27 protein-coding genes, 1 tRNA gene and 1 pseudogene are annotated in these 25022 nt (G+C 63.3%); 13 read left to right on the top strand and 16 right to left on the bottom strand.

Features of this window, described 5'->3' with window-relative positions; translation table 11 throughout:
- The first annotated feature begins 194 nt into the window (after positions 1 to 194).
- Positions 195 to 2015 carry a translation elongation factor 4 gene (gene lepA, locus C0V73_RS14220; protein WP_102020642.1) on the top strand — a complete coding sequence of 607 codons (1821 nt, stop codon included), beginning with the start codon at positions 195 to 197 and terminating at the stop codon, positions 2013 to 2015.
- 50 nt (positions 2016 to 2065) lie between these two features.
- Here lepA and C0V73_RS14215 read toward each other — a convergent pair whose 3' ends face one another.
- Entirely contained in the window at positions 2066 to 2425 is a 360-nt protein-coding gene (locus tag C0V73_RS14215) for a helix-turn-helix domain-containing protein (RefSeq protein ID WP_245407975.1), read from the bottom strand.
- Between the two features lie 112 nt (positions 2426 to 2537).
- Between C0V73_RS14215 and C0V73_RS14210 the strand changes: the two genes are divergently transcribed.
- The 5 genes and pseudogenes from C0V73_RS14210 to C0V73_RS23395 all read left to right on the top strand — a co-directional run bounded on the left by C0V73_RS14210 (position 2538) and on the right by C0V73_RS23395 (position 3934).
- Positions 2538 to 2867, top strand: coding sequence for an antibiotic biosynthesis monooxygenase (locus C0V73_RS14210; RefSeq protein WP_102020641.1), 330 nt, complete (start codon positions 2538 to 2540; stop codon positions 2865 to 2867).
- 87 nt (positions 2868 to 2954) lie between these two features.
- A complete protein-coding gene (locus C0V73_RS14205) occupies positions 2955 to 3185 on the top strand; it encodes a type II toxin-antitoxin system CcdA family antitoxin (RefSeq protein ID WP_102020640.1) in 231 nt (76 codons plus the stop codon).
- 2 nt (positions 3186 to 3187) lie between these two features.
- Positions 3188 to 3538, top strand: coding sequence for a CcdB family protein (locus C0V73_RS14200; protein WP_102020639.1), 351 nt, complete (start codon positions 3188 to 3190; stop codon positions 3536 to 3538).
- A gap of 30 nt (positions 3539 to 3568) precedes the next feature.
- Positions 3569 to 3739: pseudogene (locus tag C0V73_RS23305) on the top strand (DUF1508 domain-containing protein); the annotation flags it as partial.
- 33 nt (positions 3740 to 3772) lie between these two features.
- Positions 3773 to 3934: a YegP family protein gene (locus C0V73_RS23395; RefSeq protein ID WP_280951008.1), complete on the top strand. Its 162-nt coding sequence runs from the start codon at positions 3773 to 3775 to the stop codon at positions 3932 to 3934.
- Between the two features lie 72 nt (positions 3935 to 4006).
- Here C0V73_RS23395 and C0V73_RS14190 read toward each other — a convergent pair whose 3' ends face one another.
- The 5 genes from C0V73_RS14190 to C0V73_RS14170 all read right to left on the bottom strand — a co-directional run bounded on the left by C0V73_RS14190 (position 4007) and on the right by C0V73_RS14170 (position 8995).
- The gene (locus C0V73_RS14190; RefSeq protein ID WP_102020637.1) at positions 4007 to 5644 is read right to left on the bottom strand and encodes a CRTAC1 family protein; all 1638 of its coding nucleotides are present in this window, start codon (positions 5642 to 5644) and stop codon (positions 4007 to 4009) included.
- Positions 5641 to 6954: a vanadium-dependent haloperoxidase gene (locus C0V73_RS14185; protein WP_172450177.1), complete on the bottom strand. Its 1314-nt coding sequence runs from the start codon at positions 6952 to 6954 to the stop codon at positions 5641 to 5643. The genes C0V73_RS14190 and C0V73_RS14185 overlap by 4 nt, the downstream gene beginning before the upstream one ends.
- 98 nt (positions 6955 to 7052) lie before the next feature.
- Positions 7053 to 7646, bottom strand: a complete 594-nt coding sequence (locus C0V73_RS14180; RefSeq protein WP_102020636.1) for a hypothetical protein — start codon at positions 7644 to 7646, stop codon at positions 7053 to 7055.
- A 105-nt stretch (positions 7647 to 7751) separates the two neighbouring features.
- Positions 7752 to 8456, bottom strand: a complete 705-nt coding sequence (locus C0V73_RS14175; protein ID WP_102020635.1) for a type 1 glutamine amidotransferase — start codon at positions 8454 to 8456, stop codon at positions 7752 to 7754.
- Between the two features lie 98 nt (positions 8457 to 8554).
- Positions 8555 to 8995, bottom strand: a complete 441-nt coding sequence (locus tag C0V73_RS14170) for a DoxX family protein (RefSeq protein WP_102020634.1) — start codon at positions 8993 to 8995, stop codon at positions 8555 to 8557.
- A 119-nt stretch (positions 8996 to 9114) separates the two neighbouring features.
- Between C0V73_RS14170 and C0V73_RS14165 the strand changes: the two genes are divergently transcribed.
- Complete coding sequence (locus tag C0V73_RS14165; RefSeq protein ID WP_102020842.1) at positions 9115 to 9420, top strand: SelT/SelW/SelH family protein; 306 nt, start codon at positions 9115 to 9117, stop codon at positions 9418 to 9420.
- Between the two features lie 46 nt (positions 9421 to 9466).
- On the opposite strand, the gene C0V73_RS14160 is transcribed toward C0V73_RS14165, so the two are convergent.
- Positions 9467 to 9931 carry a BA14K family protein gene (locus tag C0V73_RS14160; protein WP_102020633.1) on the bottom strand — a complete coding sequence of 155 codons (465 nt, stop codon included), beginning with the start codon at positions 9929 to 9931 and terminating at the stop codon, positions 9467 to 9469.
- 254 nt (positions 9932 to 10185) lie between these two features.
- On the opposite strand from C0V73_RS14160, the gene C0V73_RS14155 reads away from it, so the two are divergent.
- Positions 10186 to 10272 (top strand) — tRNA-Leu (locus C0V73_RS14155).
- A gap of 173 nt (positions 10273 to 10445) precedes the next feature.
- The gene (locus C0V73_RS14150) at positions 10446 to 10667 is read left to right on the top strand and encodes a hypothetical protein (RefSeq protein WP_102020632.1); all 222 of its coding nucleotides are present in this window, start codon (positions 10446 to 10448) and stop codon (positions 10665 to 10667) included.
- A gap of 65 nt (positions 10668 to 10732) precedes the next feature.
- Here C0V73_RS14150 and C0V73_RS14145 read toward each other — a convergent pair whose 3' ends face one another.
- From C0V73_RS14145 to C0V73_RS14125, 5 genes are all read right to left on the bottom strand, one after another.
- Complete coding sequence (locus tag C0V73_RS14145) at positions 10733 to 11959, bottom strand: TadE/TadG family type IV pilus assembly protein (RefSeq protein WP_102020841.1); 1227 nt, start codon at positions 11957 to 11959, stop codon at positions 10733 to 10735.
- 191 nt (positions 11960 to 12150) lie between these two features.
- Entirely contained in the window at positions 12151 to 12510 is a 360-nt protein-coding gene (locus C0V73_RS14140) for a hypothetical protein (protein WP_210200167.1), read from the bottom strand.
- 98 nt (positions 12511 to 12608) lie between these two features.
- Complete coding sequence (locus C0V73_RS14135) at positions 12609 to 13463, bottom strand: NlpC/P60 family protein (RefSeq protein ID WP_102020631.1); 855 nt, start codon at positions 13461 to 13463, stop codon at positions 12609 to 12611.
- A gap of 11 nt (positions 13464 to 13474) precedes the next feature.
- Positions 13475 to 13822, bottom strand: coding sequence for a MarR family transcriptional regulator (locus tag C0V73_RS14130; RefSeq protein WP_102020630.1), 348 nt, complete (start codon positions 13820 to 13822; stop codon positions 13475 to 13477).
- A gap of 95 nt (positions 13823 to 13917) precedes the next feature.
- Complete coding sequence (locus C0V73_RS14125; protein WP_102020629.1) at positions 13918 to 15309, bottom strand: M17 family metallopeptidase; 1392 nt, start codon at positions 15307 to 15309, stop codon at positions 13918 to 13920.
- A 146-nt stretch (positions 15310 to 15455) separates the two neighbouring features.
- On the opposite strand from C0V73_RS14125, the gene C0V73_RS14120 reads away from it, so the two are divergent.
- Positions 15456 to 16277, top strand: coding sequence for a tetratricopeptide repeat protein (locus C0V73_RS14120; protein WP_102020628.1), 822 nt, complete (start codon positions 15456 to 15458; stop codon positions 16275 to 16277).
- A gap of 6 nt (positions 16278 to 16283) precedes the next feature.
- Here C0V73_RS14120 and C0V73_RS14115 read toward each other — a convergent pair whose 3' ends face one another.
- Both C0V73_RS14115 and C0V73_RS14110 read right to left on the bottom strand, forming a co-directional pair.
- Entirely contained in the window at positions 16284 to 16871 is a 588-nt protein-coding gene (locus C0V73_RS14115) for a YigZ family protein (RefSeq protein ID WP_102020627.1), read from the bottom strand.
- 7 nt (positions 16872 to 16878) lie between these two features.
- A complete protein-coding gene (locus C0V73_RS14110) occupies positions 16879 to 17271 on the bottom strand; it encodes a hypothetical protein (protein WP_102020840.1) in 393 nt (130 codons plus the stop codon).
- 254 nt (positions 17272 to 17525) lie between these two features.
- Here C0V73_RS14110 and C0V73_RS14105 point away from each other — a divergent pair, with 254 nt between their 5' ends.
- Together C0V73_RS14105 and C0V73_RS14100 are read left to right on the top strand one after the other, a co-directional pair.
- Positions 17526 to 20576, top strand: coding sequence for a DNA translocase FtsK (locus C0V73_RS14105; RefSeq protein ID WP_102020626.1), 3051 nt, complete (start codon positions 17526 to 17528; stop codon positions 20574 to 20576).
- A gap of 171 nt (positions 20577 to 20747) precedes the next feature.
- On the top strand, positions 20748 to 21557 hold the full coding sequence (locus C0V73_RS14100) for an SDR family oxidoreductase (protein ID WP_102020625.1): 810 nt from the start codon (positions 20748 to 20750) through the stop codon (positions 21555 to 21557).
- Positions 21558 to 21559: 2 nt separating this feature from the next.
- Here C0V73_RS14100 and C0V73_RS14095 read toward each other — a convergent pair whose 3' ends face one another.
- Positions 21560 to 22015: a hypothetical protein gene (locus tag C0V73_RS14095; RefSeq protein ID WP_245407974.1), complete on the bottom strand. Its 456-nt coding sequence runs from the start codon at positions 22013 to 22015 to the stop codon at positions 21560 to 21562.
- Between the two features lie 130 nt (positions 22016 to 22145).
- Here C0V73_RS14095 and C0V73_RS14090 point away from each other — a divergent pair, with 130 nt between their 5' ends.
- On the top strand, positions 22146 to 23138 hold the full coding sequence (locus C0V73_RS14090; protein ID WP_102020839.1) for a YihY/virulence factor BrkB family protein: 993 nt from the start codon (positions 22146 to 22148) through the stop codon (positions 23136 to 23138).
- A gap of 77 nt (positions 23139 to 23215) precedes the next feature.
- On the opposite strand, the gene ngg is transcribed toward C0V73_RS14090, so the two are convergent.
- Positions 23216 to 25021 carry an N-acetylglutaminylglutamine synthetase gene (gene ngg, locus C0V73_RS14085; protein WP_102020624.1) on the bottom strand — a complete coding sequence of 602 codons (1806 nt, stop codon included), beginning with the start codon at positions 25019 to 25021 and terminating at the stop codon, positions 23216 to 23218.
- Position 25022: the final 1 nt, after the last annotated feature.

The following is a 25022-nucleotide window of genomic DNA, read 5'->3' as shown; positions in this document are numbered from 1 at the left end:
CGGACATCGGATTCGACAACGACCAGAAGATTTTTTCGGGCCCCACCCACTATCGGCGACAGCCGCGCCGCTGACAACGGCTCGGCCTCAGGCTGCAAACCTTGTTGCCTGCGACGTCAAAACCGCCGTGATCGCCTGCAAAACCCGATCTTTCCGCTTTGCGATACAAGGGCTCGCTGCTATATGCGCGAGCCATGAGCACCGATCGCACGCCCCTGAGCCATATCCGCAACTTCTCCATCGTCGCCCATATCGACCATGGCAAATCGACGCTGGCTGACCGCCTGATCCAATCGACCGGCGGCCTCGCCGACCGCGAGATGTCGGAGCAGGTCCTCGACAACATGGACATCGAGAAGGAGCGCGGCATCACCATCAAGGCCCAGACGGTGCGGTTGCACTACAAGGCCAACAATGGCGAGACCTATGTGCTGAACCTGATCGACACGCCCGGACACGTCGACTTCGCCTATGAAGTCTCGCGCTCGCTGTCGGCTTGCGAAGGTTCGCTGCTCGTCGTCGATGCCTCCCAGGGGGTCGAAGCCCAGACGCTGGCAAACGTCTATCAGGCGATCGACAACAATCACGAGCTGGTCACGGTCCTCAACAAGGTCGACCTGCCGGCCGCCGAGCCCGAGCGCATCAAGGAACAGATCGAGGAAGTCATCGGCATCGATGCCTCCGAGGCCGTTCTGATCTCGGCGAAGACCGGTCTTGGCATCCCTGACGTTCTCGAAGCCATCGTGCACAAGCTGCCGGCACCGAAGAGCGAAGGCGGCGAGAAGGCTCCGTTGAAGGCCCTCTTGGTCGACAGCTGGTATGACACCTATCTCGGCGTCATGGTTCTCGTGCGCGTGCTCGATGGCGTGCTGACCAAGGGCCAGACGATCCGCATGATGGGCACGGACGCAAAGTATGCTGTCGAACGCGTCGGCGTGCTGACCCCGAAGATGGTGGCCGTCGATTCCCTCGGTCCGGGCGAAATCGGCTTCTTCACCGGTTCGATCAAGGAAGTTGCCGACACGCGCGTTGGCGATACCATCACGGAAGACAAGCGCCCGACCGCCAACATGCTGCCGGGCTTCAAGCCGGCCCAGCCGGTCGTCTTCTGCGGTCTCTTCCCCGTCGATGCCGCCGATTTCGAGGACCTGCGCGCTGCCATGGGCAAGCTGCGCCTCAACGACGCCTCCTTCTCTTTCGAAATGGAATCGTCTGCCGCTCTCGGCTTCGGCTTCCGCTGCGGCTTCCTCGGCCTGCTGCATCTCGAAATCATCCAGGAGCGTCTCGAGCGCGAATTCGATCTCGACCTGATCGCAACCGCCCCTTCGGTCGTCTACAAGCTGTTCATGACCGACGGCACGGAGCGCGAGCTGCACAATCCGGCCGACATGCCCGACGTGGTCAAGATCTCCGAAATCCACGAGCCGTGGATCAAGGCAACGATCCTCACCCCCGACGATTATCTCGGGGGCATCCTCAAGCTCTGCCAGGACCGCCGCGGCGTCCAGACCGAACTCACCTATGTCGGCAAGCGCGCGATGATCACCTATGAGCTGCCGCTCAACGAAGTGGTCTTCGATTTCTACGACCGGCTGAAATCGATCTCCAAGGGCTACGCCTCCTTCGACTACCATCTCGATGGCCATCGCGAGGGCAACCTCGTGAAGATGTCGATCCTCGTCAACGGCGAGCCCGTCGATGCACTCTCGATGATGGTCCACCGCATGGCGGCGGAAAAGCGCGGCCGCGACATGTGCGAAAAGCTCAAGGACCTGATCCCGAAGCACATGTTCAAGATCCCGATCCAGGCCGCGATCGGCGGCAACGTGATCGCCCGCGAAACCATCTCGGCACTCCGCAAGGACGTGACCGCCAAGTGCTACGGCGGCGACGCTTCGCGAAAGCGCAAGCTGCTCGACAAGCAGAAGGCCGGCAAGAAGCGCATGCGCCAGTTCGGCAAGGTCGAGATCCCGCAGGAAGCGTTTATCGCAGCGCTGAAAATGAGCGACGAATAAAGACAGAGTTGGCGCCGGCGAAAGCCGGCGTTTTCTTTTGGCTTGTCAGCTCACACGTCGAACGTCATCAAGGCAGTGTCCGACCGCTCAGATTTTCTCGCATCATGCGCAAGGCCCCAGCTGCCCATGGCATCGAGCACCGGCACCAGCGAACGACCGTAACAGGTATAGTCATACTCGACATAGACCATGTCGCCCTCTTTGTGGGGCTGGCGTGACACGATGCCGTCCTGCTGCAAGGCTGCCAGATTCTCCGCAAGAACCTTTTCGGACACGCCCACATAGCGGCGCAGGTCGCCAAAGGTGACCGGCCCATCGCGCAGGCGCCAGAGGATCCTCGGTTTCCACTTGCCGCCGATCACATCGATCGTCGCCATGACCGGACAGTCGCGCATCTTGTCTATGCCCACCGGATATCCCTCCTGGCCCAGCTCGCGACGGCAAGCCCTAACCTCCAGGTAAGCCCTTGCATGCTCGCAGTTTTTGGCCAGCATGCGTTTTCACAACCGGAGGACGTTGAACATGATCGTCGAATATATCCGCTACGAACTCAAGACCCATCAGCCCCACGACCTTGTCGAGGCCTATCGGCTGGCCGCGCCGCATCTCGAGGCGGCACCGCAATGCCATGGCTATGAACTCTCCCATTGCGTCGAGGAGCCTTCGAGCCTGACGCTCCGCATCCTCTGGACCTCGACGGAGGACCATCTGCAAGGCTTTCGCAAAGGCCCGCATTTCCCACCTTTCCTGTCGGCCATCCGGCCCTTCATCGGCGAGATCGCCGAGATGCGCCACTACGCCCTGACAGCCGTCGCCTGGGCCTGTACCGAAGGTAAATGGCTACAGAATTGATGCCGCAAGAGCTTGGTTTGGAGTGGAGGGCCGCTCTACCCGCCTTGCTCGTTTTGCGCTAGGATGCATCATCCTCGGAGTTGCGCCATGTCGATCGAAGCCCGCAAACCGCATGACCTCACCGTCAGTGACGACCTCATTGCCGAAGCGGAAGCCCTCGGCCTCGACATCAAGGGCGCTGCCGAGAAAGGCATCGCTCTTGCCATCAAGGCCGAAAAGGAACGGCGCTGGAAAATTGAGAACGCCGAGGCGATCAAGGCCGACAACGACTATGTCGCCAAGCACGGACTGCCGCTCGCCAAATACCGGCAGTTCTGACCATGACGCGGTTTCGGATCCATCGCCTGAAATCGGAAGACCAACTGGTCGTGGATCTCAAGTCCGACTTTCTCCATGACCTGCCGACACGGGTCGTCGCTCCATTGCAGCAGGTCGAAGAGGTTTCCTGCGTGATCGCGCGCCTGACGCCTCGTTTCGAGGTCAGTGGCCAAACCTATGTCATGGCGACCCACCGTCTCGCCGCTCTTCCACTCTCCGAGATCGGCCCCTCGGTCGTCGATCTCTCCGCCCGCGCGGACGAGATCACTGGCGCCACGGATTCCTCTTCCAAGGTTTTTGAGTGCTTCTTGCCCGCCCGCTGCCGTCACGCTAGCATTCGCATGCAATCATAAGCCGATGGACAGGCATAGAGGGAGACGGGCATGCACAAGTTCAAGATCCTGAAGACCGAGAAGGGCGAGTTCCGCGTCCAGTTCGTCTACAATTCCGAGGTCATGGTGTGGTCGGAGAACTACGCCTCCAAGGCAAGCGCGAAGAACTGCGTCGAGTCGCTGAAGAAGAATGCGCCTGCGGCGCCGGTCGTCGACCTCACCAAGCAGGAAACCGGCAGCGGCTATCGTTTCGAGATCGACGAAGCCAAGAACGGCGAAACCTTCGTCCGCTTCCGCGCCGCCAATGGCGAAATCATGGTGCGCTCGGAAACCTACAAGTCGAAGTCCAGCGCGAAGAACTGCATCGCCTCCTTCCAGAAGCGTGCCGCAGAGGCTGCCGTTGAAGACGCGGAGTGAGGGCTCGGCATTATCAGTCAAACCGAGGGCCCAGCGGTTCCATCCTCTCCCCTTTGGTGGGAGAGGAGAGCCTCACATCCCCTCGCCCGGCGTCCACGCTCTCGGCGCCTTGCCCGGTTCGACCATATAAAACCCGTCAGCCGCCACCTTTTGCCAATTACCGGCCTCGCCGTCCGGCCACAGCACGCGGATCTCGGTTTCACCCAGTTGCCCCAAACCGACATGATGCCAACCGGTCTTGCCGCCGGCATGCCCGCCGCCGATCATCACCTCGCGGCGCTGCACGACATTGCCGGTCTTCACCTCGATCCAGGCACCGACCGCATCGCGGTTGGCTCCCTCCTGGCGGAGCGCAATCTGCAGGAAGCGGCCCGCGCCTTCGGTCGTGTTGCGCCAGATCTCGACGGGCGAGCCCTGGTTGACGACGAGGAGATCGACCAATCCATCGAGATTGAAATCGGCGAGCGCCCCGCCCCGGCCCTTGGCCATCGAGGCGACGCCGGCCTTGTCGCCCATTTCAATGAACTTGCCGTCCGCGCCCTGGACGAGCAGATTGTTGGGGTCCTTTTCGGCGAAGTCGGGCATCTCGGCGACATTGCCCTTGGCGACGAACAGATCGGTGCGGCCGTCATTGTTGACGTCCTCGAACTCCGTGTGCCAGGCGGTCGAGGGGCGGATTTCGCCGCCGGTATAGGGCCGGTGAGCGGTCGCACCCTTGGCAAAGGCAACATCGTTGTAGGAGGGTTTCGGCTTGCCATCAGCGGGGATTTCGCCAAGCTTTTGCAGCTTGTTGTCGGCCATGCTGGTGAGAAAATATTCCGGATAACCGTCGAAATCGAGGTCATGGGCAGCGATGCCCATGCCCCAGATGCGCAGGTATTTCCAGCCTTCGGCCTGTGTGTAGAGCTCCGGCGCCGTGCCCGGCTCGACCTTCCACATCTGCTCCTGACCGCCCTTGTAATATTCGCGGTCGTTGGAGACGCGTAGCGATGGCGTGCCGGAGCGGTTCCAGTCGGTGAAGAGGATCGAGAGCGGGCAGAAGGAGGGAGTGAGCGCGAGCGGCGGGGCAAAGCGTCGCTCCGCCGTCGATGCCGGGCGATGCAGCCAGTTGTCGGTGCAGGAGCCCCAGGGCTCGAAGTCCTCGAAGCGGTCGATGTAATTGCCGATGGCGAGTGTCGGCCAGGTATTGTCGCGCTCCCAGGTGGCGGAGAAGGCGGTCGACCAGACGTCGCCACCGTCGAAACCCCAGGCCTCGTTGGCGCGCTCGAAGCGGCATTCGCCGAGGCCGCGCATCACGACATTCTCCCCGGAGCGCAGCAGCACGACGTCCTGCAGCCCGTCGCCATCGATATCCAGCGGATAGGCGCCGATCACCTTGTCGAGTTCGAGGCCCGAGACCTTTTCTTCGAATTTCAGCGCCCCGCCCTGGCTGCTGCGGTTGAGGTAGAATTTCGCCTTGTCCTCGCCGCCAGCCAGCACGAGGTCGGGGAACCCGTCGGCATTGCAGTCGAAGCTGCCGGCGCCGCCGCCGACCATGTATTCCCAGTCGCCGCGATAGGTGCTGGCGATCCCGCTGGAGGCGGTTTCGTCGGTGAAGCGGGGAACGACGGGGCCGCCATTGGCGAGTGCTGGCGCTGCCTCAGGCAGCGACAGCAGCAGGGCAAGGCCCGCGAGCCGAGCTGGAAGACGAACGTTGTTGCGCCCGGTCATCCGCGCGTCCTCAGGGCAACTGTCTTTTCGCCGATGCAGCGGCCCTGGTCGAGACCACGATCGATGGCGGCGCGGAAATGGATGCCGCCATAGAGGCGGGAGACGCCGGCTTCCTCGGCCGCATCCCAGAAGCTCTTGAAGCTCCGGTTCGGCAGCTTGTCCTTTTCATGCGTGTTGTCGGTGAAGGCGAAATTGTCGCCGAAGAAGGCTGTAAGAACGGTCGCGGCGGCACCCGACTGGGTGGAATGGCCGCTCGGATATTCCGGGAAGGGCGGCGTGATCAGGATCGGCTCCCATTTGGGATCAATCACCCGCTTGATGTAAGTGACGGGGCGCAGCAGGTCGTATTCGAATTTCGAATGCCAGCAGCCGATGAAGGCGTCGGCGAGCGTGACACCGAGGCGGGCGAGCAGGTCGGCATGCTCGGCGGCACTCGCCTTGCGTTCGTCGAGGATCTTCAGGCCGATCACCATCCAATGGCCGGGCGGGGTCGGCGAGAGCATCGGATCATCTGACCAGAAGCGTGCGACGGCACGCTGTTCCGGCGTCAGGTTCTTGACGGTCTCGTAGACCTCAAAGGCTTCCTGATAGAAATCGGAGCCCTTTTCCTCGCTATAGGCGGGCGGTGCCGGAAGGGGGCAACCATTGCCCGTTTCCATCGCGAAGGGACGGTTCTCGCCCCATTTCGGCAGAAGCGGCAGCTGCTGCTGGTTGATCAGGCTTGTTGGAACCCAGTTCGATGGCCCCTTGTTGAGCGTGAACTCCAGCGGGAAGCCCATGTTCTCGACCTTGGCGCCGCCATCGCCCTCAGACCAGCTTAGGATATGCGCGGTGACGCTCTCACCATAGGCCTGGCTTCGGGCGACGAGATCAGGGGCGAGACCGGTCGAGACCTCCTTGGCAAGCTTTTCCGTCATGCGCTTCATGGCGCGCTGGCCGGTCGGGCCGGTATTGCCGAAGAGCTGGCGCGCGGCGGAGGAGAGTGCGGCCTGCATAACGACGGCCTCGTCATAGGCGACACCCGCTTCACGCTGCGGCACGGGCGTGAGGCCATTCAGCTGGCCCGCCAGAGACGTCAGTGTCCGATCGCCGGAGGCCAGCCCCTCGTAAGCGGTGACGCCGAGATAGGCGAAGGCGCGGCTCGCAACCGGTGGCGAATAGGTCGGCGTGTGCCGCACCAGTTCGAGCACGAGGCGGTACCAGTCGCGCATGACCTTGTCGGCTCCGACAGAGCCTGCCTGAGCCGGCTGCACGGCCAGCGCCATAATGATGAAGCAGAGCGCCAGGAGGCGCGTCCCCACTGCCTTCATGTCCCCCTCCCACAGGTTTCAGAAGCGATCTCAATCGATTGAATGTCGATTAAGCACGGGGGCGGACGGCTCGCAAGAGGGCGGCGGGTGACGGGTGCTCAAATCCAGCCGATGGCGCGGCCGGCGAGGCTGATGGCGAAGACGACGAGGAAGCTTGCGGCGACGCGACCGAAGAGCAGCGGATTGGTGGTGGCGACACGGCGCAGGATGGCGGCCCCGGCGCTCAACCAGCAGGTGGCGACGAGCACTACCATGAGCGCAAAGAGCGCCAGGTAGGGAAGCGGGATGACAAGCGTTTCAGGTGCTGAGAAGGAGGCGGGGGGAATAAGCGCGAGGCCGATGATCAGGGCCTTGGGGTTCAGCACCGTGGTGCCGTAGACGGTCGCTGCGGTAATTGCACCGGGCTCGGTGGCCGAGGGCGGGCGGGTCCAGAGGCGGGCGGCAAGCAGCAGGACCCAGAGCGTCGAGGCGAGCTTGATGACCAGCGAGGCGACGGATTGGTCCGCGAGCAGCGGGGCAGCCAGGAAGACCAGCGGAACGATGGTGGTGAGATAGCCCGCGAGTTCGGCGCCGATCAGCGGCAGGGATGCCTTGAGGCCGCGCGCTGCGCCCGAGACGGCGAGCAGGGTATTTGTCGGCCCCGGCGTCAGGAGAAGGAGGAGAACGGCAAGGGCAAAGGCGGACAGGGACATCGGGGGAACTCCGTAGCATTCGTGCCGGAGATAACAGGTTGGCCAGAGCTGCTGCTTGATTTCGGTCAAACCCGTCGCTCAAGGCGGAAAGTTGCAGCCCGATGCTCAGGAAGGACGGATCTGGCGGACCCAGGCGCGGGCGAGGGTCAGGCCAGCTTCGTCGGAGAGGTGCCCGTCCGTCGGCTCGATTTCGGGATGGCGGGCGAGCCAGCCGGGTTCCTTGCGCTCGATCACCTCAGGGAAATGCGTCATCCAGTTGCGCACGACCTCCCTATTGGCCTCGAAATGGAACTGGAAGCCATAGGCGGCGCGTCCCACGCGGAAGGCCTGATGGCGGGCGGCTTCGTTTTCCGCGAGATGGGCAGCGCCTTCAGGCAAGGTGAAGGTGTCGTCGTGCCATTGGAAGGAGAGGAAGCGGTCGGGCAGGACCGAGAGCACCGGATCGGCCTTACCGGCCTCGGTGCGGCCAATGCTGCGCCAACCGAATTCCGGGGCGGCGCCGATCAGGTTATCGCCGCCATAGGCTCGGGCGAGCAACTGGCTGCCAAGACAGATGCCAAGCACCGCCTTATCGCTGTCGCCGAAGCGGCGCATCAGGCTTGCGAGCGCCGGCAGATAGGGGTGCTTTTCGTCATCGCGGGCATTTTGCTCGCCGCCGAAGACGACGAGGGCATCATGCGCGTCGAACTCCGGGAGAGGTTCACCCGCATAGGCGCGGATCGTGACGATCTCTGCTGCGGCTTCGGCCAGGGCGATGCCGACCTGACCGGCTTCGGTGACTTTGGTGTTCTCGACAATGGCAACGCGCATGGGGAATCGGATCTCGTGGGCGGTTGCCTCAGAGAAAGCATGCGCCCGCGATCACGGCAAGACGGGAGGGCGCCGCTTGAAGCCCCCTCCCCCAGGCTTCAGAAGGTTTTCTTCAGGCGCGCATCAACCGACTGGCTGTTGCCGCCGCGAATCACGAAGAAGAAGGTCATCGCCGCCCAGAGCAGAGACTTTTCAGCGCCTGAGAAGCCCTGGTCGAGCTGTACCCAATGGAAATAGACGGTGACGAGCAGGACGATGGTGGCGGCAAATGCCGCCGGGCGGGTAAGGAGGCCGATTGCGAGCAGGATGCCGCCGAAGAATTCTGTGGCGGCGAGCAGCGGCGACCAGAAGACGCCCGGATAGAAGCCGAGACCTTCCACCATCTGGACGGCGCCGAAGGGATCGACGATCTTGCCGGCACCGTGGATCACGAGAAAGCCGCCAGCGACAAGACGCAACAAAGTCTCGACCAGGTCATGGCCGGATCGATAGATGGGAGCGAGCGCCGGGATGAAAAGACGGTTCGGTTCAGTGGACATGGGAAATTCCTCGACAAACAATGATCTCGGCCTCTTGGCGGAAGGCCGAGGGCATGGCAATTACGGGGAGACAGAAAGTTGAATTCTTCAGTTAACTTATGCGTGAAGCAAGGACGATGATGATGGCGAAACCCCGGATCTCGATCACCTACTGCACCCAGTGCAACTGGCTCTTGCGCTCCGGCTGGATGGCGCAGGAACTGCTGCACACGTTTGCCGACGATCTCGGCGAGGTAGCGCTCATTCCCGGCACCGGCGGGATCTTCGAGATTCGGCTGAATGAGGAGCTGATCTGGGAGCGCAAGCGAGACGGCGGTTTTCCCGGGCCGAAGGAGCTGAAGCAGAAGGTGCGGGATGCCATCGATCCGGAGCGGGATCTCGGCCATGTCGACCGCTTCAGCCGCAACGAAGGGCTGGACAGCTAAGATGAAAAAAAGGCGGCCTCTCGGCCGCCTTTGCACGTCGTCGCTCTCAATAGAAGGGCGACTGGCAGACCTTGTAGTAGCCCCTCGACGAGAGGAACTGGTTGGTGCGCGGATTGTAGGACCTGTAGCGGTTCAGGCACCAATCGACATGGCGCTCCCAGCCTCGGCCGGGCGGGCGATAACCCGGATCGGCGTAAACTGGCGGGCGAGGCCGCGGACGGTAACCGGGCTCCACATAGACGGGCGGACGCGGGCGGGGACGATAGACCGGCGGCTCGTCATAAACGGATGGCGGATAGTATTCCGGCGGCAGAGGGCGCGGGCGGCGCGGCGGCGGACGGTCCCAGGTCTCGTAGCAACCTGAAAAGTCGCAGACGAGATCGACCTGTTCAGCATCCGTGTGCTGGCCCAGGACCGGCTGGACCGGTTTCGGCATGGCGGCTTCCGCCACAGGGGTGAAAATCTGGGTGCCGGCCAGTGCCAGAGCCACAAAAGCAGAGCGTAACTTCATCTCGTCATCCTGTTCCGGTCCCGGCAAAGTGCAAGAGGCGCTTCGCCGACTGCGAGATAGAGCGGATTGATCACGGCTTTTTCACGACAGCGTCATCGGTATCACCAGGAGCTTCAAACGGCCACAAGCCCTATCCACCGGGGCGTTGAGCGTGAGCGCACGAGACTCTTTCGAAGCGCTTTCGATACGCTGACACGAAAACTTCAAAATGGCGGTTGACAGGCCGAAGCAGTCCCTTTACACGGCTCCTCGTCGCCCAGATGGCGGAATTGGTAGACGCGCCAGCTTCAGGTGCTGGTACTCGAAAGGGTGTGGAGGTTCGAGTCCTCTTCTGGGCACCAAATTCCGATTTGAGATCAGCAGTTTATGCGATCGTCAAACAGTTGAAAAAAGCCCGGCTTGCCGGGCTTTTTTCTTGTCTGCCGATAGGCTTTTGACGCCTGTGCAAAGCCATTTTCGACCGCATTCCGCAGCCCTCTCCCGAACGCCCGCGCATAGCCGAAAAGGACAGACCATGGACGAGACCGTCGCCATCGAAAGCCGCAGCGAATTCGCCCTTTGGGCCATCGAGCGGGCCAAGGAAATCGTCGCGCAGGAAGGCACAGCGCTGGCGCTCGCGGCACGCGACATGGACGAAGAAGGGCTGCGTGAAGCCGGCCAGAAGCTCGGCGGCGCGATCAGCGAAGCGCTGCTCGAAGTGTTCGACGGCCTGCTCGGCGAGCTCGAACAGGGCTGACGACAGATAGGGGCGTCCAGCCGACGCCCCGAACCTTCCGGACTGCAGTTTTCACCCTGCCTGGCTCAACGCAGGATGCGGGGATTGGCGAGGCCACTGGTGGACGTCGTTCCACCCGCTTCCAGCGGTTCGATCTTCCAGTTCGACGAATTCATGATGATGGTGTTGACCACGAGCGTGATGTTGTTCGTCTGATTTGTCGTCGAATTGTAGGTCACGTCGCGATTGGGCAGATGAATGATGCCCTTGAGGATCTCGCCCTTGCTGCCGTTGAAGATGTATTGCTGCGGGTAGCGGTTGTTGCTCGCATCGCTCGTCTTCTCGAACATCAGGATGTTTTTGTAGTCGCCCGACGTTGGGGCAGTCGCCGTAAAGGTCAGGCCGCCATTGGCGCGGATCTCGCTGTTGACGTCGGGGAAGTAAAAGGTCACGCCCTCGGCCTTTACGGTCGCGCCCGAGTTGATGATCATGCGGCCGGAAATGATGTGCAGGCCCGGCTTGAAGGTGATGGTCGGCGAACCGTTGAAAGTGGTGCCGCAATGCTTGCCCGGTTGGAGCGTGATGGACTGACCATCCATCGTGCCCGAGGTGGTGCAATTCGCCGGGATCTGCGGCTCGGGCATCTTGCCGGCAAAGGGATCGGCTTCGGCAGCGCATTTGGTCTCAAGATTGGTGAGCGTGCCACCATTCTTGATGTAATTGGCGCCCTTGACGCAGAACTTCGCCGTATCGATCGTCGCGCCCGCATTCATGATGAAAGCAGGGTTGCTGGTCGAATGGACATGGACCTCGCATTTGGTCGATTTGACGTTGGCACCCGAGTTGATCAGCACCGCCTGGTTCTGATTGCCGAGCGCATAGATGCAGCCATTGCCACCGGTCCCCTTTGCGGCGCTGGCCGCCACCGTGGTGTTGACGCCGACGTTGAAGTTCGACAGCCCGATGATGCCGAGGAAGCGGTTCTCGACCGCCTGCTGGTAACCACCGGTGATCGAACCATCGCTGTTGACCGTCAGAACGAAGCCCGTCGTTTCGCTGAGCTTGTCCTCCTCGGCGCTGAGGCCGAGGAAATTGCGCGCCTCCAGTTCCTGGGCGCTCTTGCCGCTCTTGCGGGCGGCTGCCAGCATGGCGGCATCGAGTTGCGCCTGCATGTCGACCCGGGTGTTGTAAGCAGAGGCGACATCGAGCGCGCCGCCGGCGGACACGAGCAGAACCGGCGCGAGCAGCGCGGAGATGATGCCAAAGTTGCCGGAGCGATCCAGCCAACCCTGACGAAGTTTTTCCAAAAACATGCCCATCCCTCTTTCGTCTCAAACAACGGGTGCGGGTCCAACCTTAATCGAGCGGACACAGCGTTTGAGGGAGCATCCGGGCAAGATGCTACTTTGAGGTTTGTTCCCTCGTTAAAATCTTAGACAAAGCGATCACAATAAGGGGTGCGGCGACCTTTTCTGGACCAATCTGACGTTTTCGTACCAGTTCGTCAGTCAATGACGCGCGGATTGACGCCCGGATACCATTGGCGCCCGGTGCGTGGCGGCTGGGTCCCCTGGTAAACGATGCCATTCTTTTCGCAGCGGTAGACAGTGTAAGGCAGGACATCGCGCAGCTCGCGCCGGCCTCCAAAGCCGGGTCGGGGGGACACCGTGCGTGTTTCGCAGGTGACGCCTTCACCGAACTGATTGGCGGGATCCTGTGGCTTCACGCCGGGCAGATCCTTGAAGCTTTCCTGTCCGGCATTGCCCCAGGCGATGCCCTCGGCGGCGAAAGCGGGCGCGACAAAGGCCGCGAGGCAGACGAGCAGAGACGCCTGTGCAATCCTGCGGCTGATCTTGCGGGGCATGGGCTTTTTTTCGCGGACCGGCTGCATGGGCAATCTTCTCGTAAGCTTGGATGCCGTCGATATAAGCACTTGAGCCCAACGGACCAAGCCCGGCTGTATCACGTTTCGGCGACGGGGCGGCGGTAGCCGGTGGGTTCGCCATAGAGCCAGCCGATGCGTTCGATGGCCGCTGCAAGCGTTTCGCGCGCGACGCTCATGGTGTTGCCGTTGGCATGGATCATGCTCTTCTCGTCTTCCATGATGGCCACATGCCCCTTCCAGAAGACGAGATCGCCGCGCCTGAGCGCGTTGCGGTCGATCGCCTGTCCCAGGCCTGAGGCCTGCATGTCGCTATCGCGCGGGGCCGCATGGCCGGCCATCAGCATGGCAAGCTGTACGAGGCCGGAGCAATCGATGCCGAAGCCGGATTTGCCGCCCCAGAGATAGGGCGTTTCGAGGAAGAGGGCCGCAACCGCGACATAGTCCGGCGCCGGCGGATCCGACATCGGCCGGAGGTGGCGGGCAACGAGGGCGCCACCATCGGCGAGAAGCAGGTATCGCGTGCCACGGATTTCGGCTTCGCCTGAGATCGTGAGCCGGCTGCCCATCGACAGGGCGGTGCGGGTCGGGAAACGCAGGTCGGCGCCGGAATAGACGAAGGTGCGCGGGGCGGTGACGATGTGGGTCGGAGCGACGATAGGGCCGAGGGCCTCTTCCGGGAGGTAGCCGACATAGCCGTCATCCACGGCCTGGACCCAGGCCCAGCCGCCCGTTCGCTCGAAGACGCGGACCTCCTCGCCCATCAGGAGCTCGGTATCGATACCGCTGGAGAGATCCGGCTTTGGTCGCAGCGCCACGACCGGCTCGCTGACCATCGCAGGTTCAGGGGCGACGAAGCGTTCGGCATCCACCTGCCCTTTGAGGGCGATGTCGGCGAGATCAGGGCGGAAGGCGTTCAGGCGCCGATCGAGCATGGTAGTCTCCGTCAGCGGAGCGCGCGGCCCCGGGCGATGATGATATCGCCAAATTTTTCGAGGAAGAGCGCACCTGAGACGGTGCGCTTGACGATGACGCTGCGCCGGTCGAGCTCGTCGCGCACGCGGTCCACGAGGCCCATTTCTCCCAGCGTATCGAGGGCGCGGGTGATGACCGGCTTGGTGACGTTGAGGGTCGCGGCGAGGCCGCGCACCGTGTGTGGTGGGGGCACGAGATAGATCTCGAGCAGCACGGCGAGCTGGCGCATGGTGAGATCAGGGCCTTGGCTCTGGACCTGATCCAGGGTCACCCTATGCCAGAGGCCGAGCGCCTGGGTTGCCGTCATCTCGAGGCCCATGGCCCCTCTCCCCTCTTCATCGCGTGGGGCATCTGCCCCTCACCCATATCATTCCGGCAAAGGAACGATCTGGCAAGGGGCGACGTGCGGCAGGCTCAGTCGGTGCCCGCCTGGAGGTAGCGGTAGAGGGCGCGGATCGCCTGGGCTTCGCCGCCGACGGGCGAATGGGCGCGCTCGGTCTGCGACCAGCCGAAGATATCGAAATGTGCCCAGCGGCGACCGGGGGAGACGAAGCGCTTGAGGAAAAGGGCTGCGGTGATCGCACCCGCCATGCCGCCGGAGGGGGCATTGGTGAGGTCGGCGATATGGGCTTTCAACATGCGCTCGTAACCCTTGTGGAGCGGCAGGCGCCACAGGGGGTCGTCAACCTCGAGGCTCGCTTCGGCCAGCGCGTGGGCCAGATCCTCGTCGTCGGTGAAGAAGGGCGGCAGGTCGGGGCCGAGGGCCACGCGGGCGGCGCCGGTGAGCGTCGCCATGTCGATCAGCAGTTCCGGCTCCTCGGCATCGGCGTAGCTAAGCGCATCGGCGAGGATCAGGCGGCCTTCGGCATCGGTGTTGTCGATCTGGACGGTGAGGCCCTTGCGACTCTTGTAGACGTCGCCGGGGCGGAAGGCATTGCCGGCGATGGCATTTTCGACGGCGGGGATGACGACGTGGAGGTCAACCTTCAACTTGGCGTCCATGATCATCAGGGCAAGGCCGAGCACATTGGCGGCACCGCCCATATCCTTCTTCATCAGCAGCATGGAGGAGGCCGGCTTGATGTCGAGGCCGCCGGTGTCGAAGCTGACGCCCTTGCCGACCAGGGTGACCTTGCGGTGACCCTTCTTGCCCCAGCGCATCTCGATGAGGCGAGGGGCAACTGTGGAGGCCCGGCCGACGGCATGGACGAGGGGGAAGTTCTTTTCGATCAGCTCGTCGCCGGTGATGACGGAGACTTCGGCCTTGTAATGTTCGGCGAGACGGCGAACGGCGGCTTCGAGATCGGCCGGGCTCATGTCGTTGGCGGGCGTATTGATCAGATCACGGGCGAGAAAGACGCCGGCAATCTGGCGCTTGATGTCGGCGGCATCGGCATCCTGGGGGATGAGCAGACGCGGTTCCGTGACGCGTTCGGAGCGATAGCGGTCGAAGCTGTAGGCGCCGAGGCCATAGCCCAGCAGAAGGCGGTTGGCGGTGAGCGGCGCCGTCTCGACGTGCCATTCACCGGCCGGCAGGGCGCGGGCGAGCTTGCCGGTCAGATAAGGGTTTTCCGAGGGGTTGGCGCCGAGGCCGAAGAGTGCGCCACCGACATGGGCATCAGCCGTCGGGATCAACAACACCGAACCTGGCTCGGCCTTGAAGCCAGCCTTCTTCGCCCAGTCGAGGGCGAGTGGCTCAAGCGTGCCGGTTTCGACATGGGCCGGGGTGACGGCGAAGACCGGCAGCGTCTTTCCGCCCTTGGTGCTGAAGGGGGACGGTCTTTCGATGTACTGGAACGGGGCCATGATGGACGCTTTCTGGGAGTCGCCTTGAGAATCGCAGGGATGCTCGATTAACACTCCATTAGGGTTAACGGATTATTGCTTGAGCGGAGATTGCGCCGTCCGGGACAAGGGCGGCGGTGGGGACTATTCAACTCGGGACGATCACCATGCGCATGCAGAACCCAGGCTTCGCAAACCGTTTGCAGATCATGGCCACGGCTGGTCTGGTACTCGCCGCGCTTGCGCTGACCGGCTGCGCCTCGTCCAAGAAGGAGCTGACGACCGGCTCGATCCCGAAGGCGAATCGCCAGCTCGATGCGCTGAGCGGGCCGCAGCTTTCCCGCGCTGTTGACGGTATCGGTCAGGCCTATGAGCGCAATCCACGCGACCGCAATACCGGACTTTCCTACGCCAACGGCCTGATGATGACCGGGCGAAACACCCAGGCGCTGGCTGTCATGCAGCAGGTGGCGATTGCCCATCCGAGCGACCGCGAAGTGCTGGCAGCCCTCGGCAAGGCACAGGCCGCAGCGGGGCAGCTGGAGAAGGCGCTCGGCACCATCCAGCGGGCACAGACACCCGACCGGCCCGACTGGCGTCTCTATTCCGCCGAAGGTGCGGTACTCGACCAGCTCGGCCGCTCCAGCGAGGCGCGCTCGCGTTACCGTATGGCGCTGCAGATCCAGCCGAACGATCCGAGCGTGATTTCCAACATGGGCATGTCCTTCGTGCTGTCGGGCGACTTGAAGACGGCGGAGGACTATCTGCGCCAGGCTTCTCAGCAGCCGGGTGCGGACAGCCGCGTGCGCCAGAACCTGGCACTGGTGGTCGGCCTGCAGGGCCGGTTCCAGGAGGCCGAGCAACTGGCGGCGCAGGAACTCGATCCGCAGCAGGCAGCGGCAAACCTGCAATATCTGCGCGGCATGCTCGCCCAGCAGAATTCCTGGAAGCAGTTGTCCACCCAGGACATGCCGAAGAAGAAGAGCTGAGAGGCTTCAATCCGGAAAGATGAGGTTCGACCGGCCGCTGGTGAGATCGCGCACCAACCGGATCGCCTGATCCTCGTCTCCCTCTCGCAGGGTGACCGTCAGGTCCACACCCTCAGCCGTGAAGTTCTCTGACAAGACGAGATGCGGGATCGCGGTCAGTCGCGATTTGACCAGGGCAAGATCGGAAAAGCCGACTGCACAAAAGCCGGAGACCAGCGGGATAATCTCGCGCTTTTCCGCTGCGCGCAGCATCTGGGCGGCGGTTCCGCCATAGGCGCGGACAAGCCCGCCGCTGCCAAGCAGGATACCGCCGAAGAAGCGGGTGACCACCACCACGACCCCATCGAGATCCTGCCCATCGATCGCTTGCAGGATCGGCTTACCGGCCGTGCCTGAGGGTTCACCGTCATCGGAGAAGCGATAGGCCTGCCCGATGCGCCAGGCCCAGCAATTGTGATTGGCGGCGGGATCCGAGACGCTTGCGAGAAAAGCCTTGGCTTCGTCTTCGCTGGCGATCGGTGTCGCCTTGCCGATGAAGCGGCTCTTCTTGATGTCCTGGACGAATTCGACGGGAGCGACGAGCGTGTGGGGCATGGCCGGCTCAGCCGTGCTTCTCGTGGGCCGCGAGCCATTCGGCGAGCGCTGCGATCACCGAAAGCCGCAGGGACGCCTTCATCGCGAGTGCGCGGGTGAGCGAGGCATCGCGGCTGGAAAAGCCGAGCTCGGCCATGACACCTGATGGGGAGAGCTTTCGGGCGCGCATCACCGATTCGATCCGCTCGATGGTCGACGGCAGGAGATAGCGGCCATTGGCGATGAGGGCTGCGGCATCCTCCGGGACTGGCTCGGCGCCTAAAGGCTTATCTGCAGTGGAGCCTGCCGCGCGGGCGCCGGCCGAGACCAGATCGAGGAAGGCCTGGCGCTCCTCGGGATCTGCTGATGTCCAGGCCTTGAGGAGCTTCTTCAGCGGGCTGGGCTTCTCTTTCTTCGACATGACCGGCTTTCTGTTGGTGTCCGTCCATAGCCCGAGCGGGGAGCCGGTGCGAGAAAAAAACTTGAGCTTCCGCTTCTTCCCGCGCGGGACAAAATTCGGCTTTGGCAACAGCGGCATCGCGGCTGAAAAGGGCCCGGACAGACCTCTCGTGCATTAGCTTTTTCTGCCGGACGGAAAGCGGTCGTTAACCTTTATTTTCTACTCAGATAGCTCAGTTTTCGCGTCCCCGTATCCCGTCAGAGTTCAGGTTTTCGATGCACCCTCCCCGTTCAAATTCCGCGTATCAGGCCAATCAGTTAGGGGACAACCAGGGTGAAGGTGCCGATCAGTCGGCGGCCAACCAGATCGAGGGACGCGAGGAAACGCCCGTCTGGCAGAAGGCCTTCGTGCTGGGGCCGAATGTGCGCTTCACGCGCACGCCCGATCGCACACCGGCCAAGCCGGAGACCGCCCCAGTCCCTGCACCTCAGCCAAGTGCGCCGACTGCGCGGACGACACCTCCGCAGCAGCAGATGGCGCAGCAACCGCCGAGACAGCCGGTCACGCAGGCGAGCCAGCGCCTAACCGCAAGCCAGCCACGGTACACGGCTGCCCCCTCAACCAGCGTGCCTTATGCGGGCTTGCCGCGCACGGGCGCACCGGCGCCCGCGCCGAAACCGGAAGCACCGCGTATGCCGGCTTCTGTGACGCTGCCGCAGCCGCCGGATGCGATCGGCGCACGGGCGCTGACCTACAAGCTTCGCCGGGAACTGGCGCGCCAGCAGGCCGAACAGGCTGCCTGGGAGGCATCCATGGCAGACGGCGGCGTTGGTCAGATCGGACCGGCGCCGCAACTGGCACAGCCGGCACCACTGGTGCAGGGCATGCGGACCGTGCTTGCAAGCACCCAGGCCGCCAGCGTCGGCGCCACCGTGCAGCCGACAACCGCGGCCCATGTTCCGCCGCATCTGCAGCGATCAATCGCCCAGCAGGCGGAAGCTGCACGCCTTGCCGCACAACAGGCAACGCCTGCGGCCCGCCCGCCGATGGTGCGCAACGCGTTCCTGCGCACGCCGCCTGTGCAGGCCAATCCGGAGCCGGTTCCGGCACCGCCGCCTGTGCAACAGGTTTCTGCCGCTGCAGCAGCCAGCCAGCCCCAGGGATCGGGCTTTGCCGCCTGGGCGCAGATGACCAATCCGCCTGCCCCGCAGGCTGAAGTGGCAGCACCCATCGTCGACACCGCCGCGCAAGGCGTGCGGCCTCCGATTGCCGCACTGCTGTCGGACCACATCTTCTTCGAAGCGATGATCGCGCCTGTCGAGGCACCTCAGGATATCGAGATGGTGCGCCCGAGCGTGCCGCAGGCGAGGCTGCAGACACCCGTGCGCACGGCACCACAGCCGGTCCGCCAGGTCGCACCGCCGGCGGTCCGCACCATGGCGCCGCAGGCTCCGGCTGCCATCCGGGCCGAAGTGGTACGGTATCGCCCCGATGCCCTGATGACCTCGGTGCAGCCTGTGACGGCCCTGCCGCGCAAGCCGGCTTTCGAGGCGACACCTGGCTCGGTCGTTGCGCTCTACCGCGAAGTCGCCCACCGCGAGGTGTCGGCTGCCTACTTTGCGGCGACGCAGGCGCAAACACCGATGACGGAGACCGTCGCCCCCCTTGAAGCGGCTGTTCCTGCACCACTCCAGACGAACAATTCGTCAATTGCTCCCATGTCCGCTGCACTGCCGCGCCAGCCGCTGTTCAAGGCACAGGAAGCGCTGGGCGAAGGCGAATACGAGTTGCCCTATCTCGACTTCCTGCAGATGCCGCCCGTTCAGACCGGCGTCACGATGACGGCTGAGGCGCTGGAGCAGAGCGCCGGGCTTCTGGAAAGCGTGCTGGAAGATTTCGGCATCAAGGGCGAAGTGATCGACGTGCGCCCCGGCCCCGTCGTCACGCTCTACGAATTCGAGCCGGCACCAGGGGTCAAGTCCTCCCGCGTCATCGGTCTCTCCGACGATATCGCCCGTTCGATGTCGGCGCTTTCGGCGCGTGTCGCCGTGGTGCCCGGCCGCAACGTGATCGGCATCGAACTGCCGAACCCGGTGCGCGAGACTGTCTATCTGCGCGAGCTGATCGAGACGCTCGATTATGCCGAGACGCGCTACAAGCTGCCGGTTTGCCTCGGCAAAACCATCGGTGGCGAGCCCGTAATCGCGGAGCTTGCAAAGATGCCGCATCTGCTCGTGGCCGGCACCACCGGCTCGGGCAAGTCGGTGGCGATCAACACGATGATCCTGTCCTTGCTCTACCGCTTCAGGCCAGACGAGTGCCGCTTGATCATGGTCGATCCGAAGATGCTGGAGCTTTCCGTCTATGATGGCATCCCGCATCTGCTCACCCCCGTCGTCACGGATCCGAAGAAGGCCGTGATGGCGCTGAAATGGGCGGTGCGCGAGATGGAGGATCGCTATCGCAAGATGAGCCGCCTCGGCGTGCGCAATATCGACGGCTACAATGCCCGTGCGGCACAGGCGCGCGAAAAGGGCGAAACGATCACCGTCAGCGTCCAGACCGGTTTCGATCGGCAGAGCGGCGAAATCGTCTACGAAGACCAGGAACTCGACCTTTCGCCGATGCCCTATATCGTCGTGGTGGTCGACGAGATGGCCGACCTGATGATGGTGGCCGGCAAGGAGATCGAAGGTGCGATCCAGCGGCTGGCGCAGATGGCACGTGCGGCGGGTATCCACCTGATCATGGCGACGCAGCGGCCCTCGGTCGATGTCATCACCGGCACGATCAAGGCGAATTTCCCGACGCGTGTCTCCTTCCAGGTAACCTCGAAGATCGACAGCCGCACCATTCTGGGTGAGCCGGGCGCTGAACACCTGCTCGGCCAGGGCGACATGCTGCATATGGTCGGCGGCGGACGCATTGCCCGCGTTCATGGTCCCTTCGTGTCCGACGAGGAAGTCGAGAAGGTCGTCGCGCATCTGAAGATGCAGGGACGTCCGGATTATCTGGGCACCGTGACCGAAGATGCCGACGAGGTCGAAGACGAGCCGGAAGAAGATACCGCCGTCTTCGACAAGAGCGCCATGGCAGAAGAGGACGGCAACGACCTCTACGACAAGGCGGTCAAGGTGGTGCTGCGCGACAAGAAGTGCTCGACCTCCTACATCCAGCGCCGTCTTTCGATCGGCTACAACAAGGCCGCTTCGCTGGTGGAGCGCATGGAGCAGGAAGGCATCGTCGGTGCTGCCAACCATGTCGGCAAGCGGGCGATCATCGTCGGTGGCCGCGAGGTGAATGCCGAGGGTGACTTCGAAGGCTGAGCTTGCTCGCAACAGGTCAGGGACAGAGCCCGTCCCTGACCTCCTTCATCACCCGCTTTCCACCTTGAAACTCATTTCTTGAGGCCCTCTCTCAGGGCTTGTGACTCAGGCTCACTCCAGGCCAAATGGTGGCATGCGTCGCAGGCTGCGGCGCTTGGCAGGAGGAAGAGCATGAGTCGTCTGGATGGCAAAATCGCGGTTGTAACGGGGGGAACGCAGGGGCTGGGCGCCGAGGTTGCCCGGCTGTTTGCCGAGCGGGGGGCGGCGGGCTTGGTTATCTGCGGTCGTAGCGTCGCCAACGGCGAGGCGAAGGCTGAGGAGATCGGCGCACGCTATGGCACGCAGGTTCACTTTGTTGCCGCCGATCTGGCGCAGGTGGAGGACTGCCGCATGGTGATCGCGGCGGCACGCTCGCATTTCGGGCGGATCGATGCGCTGGTCAATGTGGCGGCGATCACGGATCGCGGGACCATTCTCGACACGGATCCAGAGCTGTTCGACCGGATGTTTGCGATCAACACGCGGGCGCCATTCTTCCTGATGCAGGAGGCAATCAAGCTGATGCTGGAGACGAAGACGGAAGGCACGATCGTCAACATCTCCTCGATGTCGGCCATGGCGGGCCAACCCTTCATCGCGGCCTATTGCGCCTCCAAGGGGGCGCTCGACACGCTGACGCGCAACACCGCTTTCGGGCTTCTCAAGAACCGTATCCGGGTGAACGGGCTGAATATCGGCTGGATGGCGAGCGATGGCGAAGATCGGATCCAGCGGGAGTTTCACGGGGCAGCCGACAACTGGCTGGCGGAAGCGGCGGCAAAGCAGCCGTTCGGCCGGCTGGTCGATCCGGCCGAAGTCGCACGCGCCTGCGCTTATCTCTCGTCACCCGAATCCGGACTGATGACGGGTGCGACGATCAATTTCGACCAGTCGATCTGGGGCGCCTATGAGGACAGCCCTCATCCCTCCAAGCCTTTCTGAGGTCAGTCCTGCACAGGCCGGATCACGTCGATGGCGATCTCGCCGTCGACGATGCCGCGGCTGAGATCGGTCCGGTCACGGTCGATCTCGATGACCGTGTAGAGCTTTTCTGAACGGAAGGCGCTGGCCGTGCTGGTGGTCACGTCTTCGGCGGGCTTGGCGTCAATTTCCATATAGTCGAGCTCGCGGGAGGATGCGACCAGGCGGGCATCGCCGGTGGAGCGTGCCGCAACGGTCACTTCGCCCTGGAAGGGTGAGTTGTCCCAGCGCGGATCGTCGGCTTCTGCAATCGGCACCAGACGGTAGAGGTTGAGCCGTTCATTCCCCTTCGGCAAGCCCTGCCCTGCGGCCGAGGCGTCGGCGCGCATCGCCGCGGCTTCTACCGGATCTGTCAGGCGCGGGTCGATCTCGTCCTGCGGCTGGTTCATGGGCGCTGCATTTTCGGTCGTGTCAGGCATGTTCTTCTCCCTCTGGAATGTCTGCCTCTCCAACCGAACGGGGCGACCAAGGGTTCCGTCCGGCGACCGACCGGTCGTCATGGAACATGCGGCCGTGCGGACCAGTTTCTCCGAGAACAAGGAGCCAGACATGCCGCCCACGACGCCCCCACCCTCTCAGCTTGAAGCCGGTCATATGCAGGACGAACGGGGGCGGGATGCGCAGAGTCCGGGCGAAATCCCGGCGCGCGGTCTTTGGGACGTCTCGATGAGGCTGCTGTCGCGGCTGACCTCCGACCGGGTGATGCTGGCCGCGGCGGGTGTTTCATTTTACGTGATGCTGTCGCTGTTTCCCGGGCTCGCGGCGCTTGTATCGCTCTACGGCCTGATCGCCGACCCGACCACGATTGCGGGGCGGCTCGGGTTTCTCTCCGAACTTCTGCCCGCCGATGGGGTTGCGATGATCCTCGGACAGCTACAGTCGCTGGCCGATGAAAACGACAGCACCTTGAGCATCGGTTTTCTGGTCGGCCTCGGCGTGTCGCTGTTCAGTGCGCGCAACGGCATGGTCGCTCTCTTCGAGGCGATGAACATTGCCTATCAGGAACCGGAGAAGCGCGGCTTCATCCAGACCACGCTTCTGGCCGTCGCGTTTACGCTTGGCGCCATGGCCATTCTCGCCATCATCGTCACGGCACTCGCGATCCTGCCGATCGCCATTTCTCTTGTCTTCATTTCCGAACGGGCCGAGATGATGGTCGGATTGATCCGCTGGCCGATCCTGATCTGCGTCGTCTGGCTCGGAACGGTCATGGTCTATCGATACGGGCCGAGCCGGGAGGATGCCAAGCTTCGATGGCTGACCTGGGGCACGCTGCTCAGTTCGCTGGTCTGGCTGATCATGTCGCTCGGCTTCTCCTTCTATCTGGAGCATTTCGCCGACTTCAACGCCACCTACGGCGCCCTCGGCACCTTTATCGGCTTCATGTTCTGGACCTGGCTGTCAGTGGTGATCCTGATCGTCGGGGCGATGCTGAACGCGGAACTCGAACATCAGACGGCGGTGGATACGACAACGGGGCCGACACAGCCGATGGGCTATCGGGGGGCGTATATGGCGGACACGATCGGCGAGTCACAGTAGTCGGCAGCAGGTCCCAAAGAAAAAGGGCGGCACCGGATGCCGCCCTTTCTCCAGACTTTGTTGGATAACCCGGAGCTTTAAACGTTGCGGCGCTCCTGGGCACGGCTGCCCGGGAACAGGAGCTGGATGAAGCTCTCGGCCGTCGGCTGCGGCTCGTGATTGGCAAGCCCCGGCCGCTCATTGGCTTCGATGAAGACATAGTCCGGCCTTGCGGGATCCTGGACCATGAAGTCGATGCCGACGACCGGGATTTTGATGGCCTTGGCGATCCGGCAGGCGGCATCGACGAGTTCAGGATGGACGGTTGCGGTGACGTCGTGGATCGTGCCGCCGGTGTGGAGATTGGCGGCCTTGCGCACGGTGATCTCGCGACCCTCTTCCAACACGCTGTCGAGATCGAGGTCCTGTTCGGCCAAGCATCGCTTCGTCTCGGCATCAACGGGAATGCGGCTTTCGCCGCCGGTTGCGGCAGCGCGGCGGCGGGACTGCTGCTCGATCAGCTTCCGGATGGGCGAGCGGCCATCCCCGACCACGCGGGGCGGGCGACGGACGGCGGCGGCCACAAGCTTGTAGTCGATAACGACGAGGCGCAGGTCCTCGCCTTCGAAGCAGGCTTCCAGAAGCACGCGGTCGCAGACCTGGCGAGCCTGGCGGATGGCAGTCTGCAGCGCATCCATTGAGGAAATGCCGACCGAGATGCCCCTACCCTGTTCGCCGCGCGCCGGTTTCACGACCAGCTTGCCGTGTTTCTCCAGGAAGGCCTGCTTCTCGGCATCGGAGGCGTCAGCGGAGAGCTGCGCCGGAACGCTTAAACCGGCTGCCTCGGCGAAGCGGCGGGTGACGGCCTTGTCGTCGCAGATCGACATGGCGACCGAAGAGGTCATGTCCGAAAGGCTTTCGCGGCAATGGATGCTGCGGCCGCCATGGCTAAGACGGAAGAAACCGCCCTCGGGATCGGTCACCTCGACATGAATGCCGCGGCGGAGCGCCTCGTCGACGATTAGGCGGGCATAGGGGTTGAGCGCCTCGTAGCCTTCGACCGGCTGGGCAAAGAACTTCTCGTTGATGGCGTTCTTGCGCTTGACGGCAAAGAGCGGCACCCGGCGAAAGCCGAGCTTCTCATAGAGGCCGATCGCCTTGTCATTGTCATGCAGGACGGAGAGATCGAGATAGGCGAGGCCACGCGCCTGGAAATGTTCAGCGAGGATCCGCACCAGGCCTTCGCCGATGCCAGGCTGGCGTGCCTGCGGGTGGACGGCGAGGCACCAGAGCGAGGCACCGCGCTCCGGATCGTCGAATAGGCGGTGATGATCGATGCCGGTGACGGTTCCGACAATCTCGCTGGTCAGATCGTCCTGGGCGACGAAATAGGTGACCGGGCGGTTGTCGCGCTCGCCGGTAAAAAAGTCCTCGCGCACCTGGACCATGCCGCAGCTGGCATAGACCGCGTTGATGCCCACCGCATCGCTCTCGGAGGAGAAACGCCTGAAGGTGACGCCCTTCGGACGGCGGCCCCCGGCGCGATAGGTGGAGAGATCGAGGCGGAAGGTGTGGGACGGATCGAGGAAGATTTCCTGCGGCGCCTGGGCGAGCAGGACATGGGGATCGCCGACGTGAAAGGCGATGTCGCGCGTATCAGGGGCTTCTTCGCGGAGCGCATCAAGCAGGTCCTGATATCGGTCGAAGGTTGGGGTGAAGAGGAGACGCCCCCAGCCGCAATCGAGGGCGATGTTGCGGTTTCGGCCCTCCGCTTCCGAGGGCCGGCTGGTTGTGCCGTGGCTGCCGCTGCCAGGTGTGCGCAGGCGCGTCAGACGATGTGACAAAGCATTGCCGCGGCGCGCCTTGCGCGGCTGGGTGGCGATCTTCTTTTCGGCCTTGCTCACG

Origin of the sequence: Rhizobium sp. TH135 (genome assembly GCF_002855515.1) — a bacterium.
Taxonomy (GTDB): Bacteria; Pseudomonadota; Alphaproteobacteria; order Rhizobiales; family Rhizobiaceae; genus Allorhizobium.
The sequence above is the reverse complement of the archived record's forward strand: the minus strand, read 5'-3'. Positions and strand labels throughout refer to the sequence as shown.

What these genes read in the sequence shown, in the direction of transcription:
- lepA (WP_102020642.1), top strand. Translation starts at nt 195, where the DNA reads ATGAGCACCGATCGCACGCCCCTGAGCCATATCCGCAACTTCTCCATC.
- C0V73_RS14210 (WP_102020641.1), top strand. Translation starts at nt 2,538, where the DNA reads ATGATCGTCGAATATATCCGCTACGAACTCAAGACCCATCAGCCCCAC.
- C0V73_RS14205 (WP_102020640.1), top strand. Translation starts at nt 2,955, where the DNA reads ATGTCGATCGAAGCCCGCAAACCGCATGACCTCACCGTCAGTGACGAC.
- C0V73_RS14200 (WP_102020639.1), top strand. Translation starts at nt 3,188, where the DNA reads ATGACGCGGTTTCGGATCCATCGCCTGAAATCGGAAGACCAACTGGTC.
- C0V73_RS14190 (WP_102020637.1), bottom strand. Translation starts at nt 5,644, where the DNA reads ATGACCGGGCGCAACAACGTTCGTCTTCCAGCTCGGCTCGCGGGCCTT.
- C0V73_RS14185 (WP_172450177.1), bottom strand. Translation starts at nt 6,954, where the DNA reads ATGAAGGCAGTGGGGACGCGCCTCCTGGCGCTCTGCTTCATCATTATG.
- C0V73_RS14180 (WP_102020636.1), bottom strand. Translation starts at nt 7,646, where the DNA reads ATGTCCCTGTCCGCCTTTGCCCTTGCCGTTCTCCTCCTTCTCCTGACG.
- C0V73_RS14175 (WP_102020635.1), bottom strand. Translation starts at nt 8,456, where the DNA reads ATGCGCGTTGCCATTGTCGAGAACACCAAAGTCACCGAAGCCGGTCAG.
- C0V73_RS14170 (WP_102020634.1), bottom strand. Translation starts at nt 8,995, where the DNA reads ATGTCCACTGAACCGAACCGTCTTTTCATCCCGGCGCTCGCTCCCATC.
- C0V73_RS14165 (WP_102020842.1), top strand. Translation starts at nt 9,115, where the DNA reads ATGATGGCGAAACCCCGGATCTCGATCACCTACTGCACCCAGTGCAAC.
- C0V73_RS14160 (WP_102020633.1), bottom strand. Translation starts at nt 9,931, where the DNA reads ATGAAGTTACGCTCTGCTTTTGTGGCTCTGGCACTGGCCGGCACCCAG.
- C0V73_RS14150 (WP_102020632.1), top strand. Translation starts at nt 10,446, where the DNA reads ATGGACGAGACCGTCGCCATCGAAAGCCGCAGCGAATTCGCCCTTTGG.
- C0V73_RS14145 (WP_102020841.1), bottom strand. Translation starts at nt 11,959, where the DNA reads ATGTTTTTGGAAAAACTTCGTCAGGGTTGGCTGGATCGCTCCGGCAAC.
- C0V73_RS14140 (WP_210200167.1), bottom strand. Translation starts at nt 12,510, where the DNA reads ATGCCCCGCAAGATCAGCCGCAGGATTGCACAGGCGTCTCTGCTCGTC.
- C0V73_RS14135 (WP_102020631.1), bottom strand. Translation starts at nt 13,463, where the DNA reads ATGCTCGATCGGCGCCTGAACGCCTTCCGCCCTGATCTCGCCGACATC.
- C0V73_RS14130 (WP_102020630.1), bottom strand. Translation starts at nt 13,822, where the DNA reads ATGGGCCTCGAGATGACGGCAACCCAGGCGCTCGGCCTCTGGCATAGG.
- C0V73_RS14125 (WP_102020629.1), bottom strand. Translation starts at nt 15,309, where the DNA reads ATGGCCCCGTTCCAGTACATCGAAAGACCGTCCCCCTTCAGCACCAAG.
- C0V73_RS14120 (WP_102020628.1), top strand. Translation starts at nt 15,456, where the DNA reads ATGCGCATGCAGAACCCAGGCTTCGCAAACCGTTTGCAGATCATGGCC.
- C0V73_RS14115 (WP_102020627.1), bottom strand. Translation starts at nt 16,871, where the DNA reads ATGCCCCACACGCTCGTCGCTCCCGTCGAATTCGTCCAGGACATCAAG.
- C0V73_RS14110 (WP_102020840.1), bottom strand. Translation starts at nt 17,271, where the DNA reads ATGTCGAAGAAAGAGAAGCCCAGCCCGCTGAAGAAGCTCCTCAAGGCC.
- C0V73_RS14105 (WP_102020626.1), top strand. Translation starts at nt 17,526, where the DNA reads ATGCACCCTCCCCGTTCAAATTCCGCGTATCAGGCCAATCAGTTAGGG.
- C0V73_RS14100 (WP_102020625.1), top strand. Translation starts at nt 20,748, where the DNA reads ATGAGTCGTCTGGATGGCAAAATCGCGGTTGTAACGGGGGGAACGCAG.
- C0V73_RS14095 (WP_245407974.1), bottom strand. Translation starts at nt 22,015, where the DNA reads ATGCCTGACACGACCGAAAATGCAGCGCCCATGAACCAGCCGCAGGAC.
- C0V73_RS14090 (WP_102020839.1), top strand. Translation starts at nt 22,146, where the DNA reads ATGCCGCCCACGACGCCCCCACCCTCTCAGCTTGAAGCCGGTCATATG.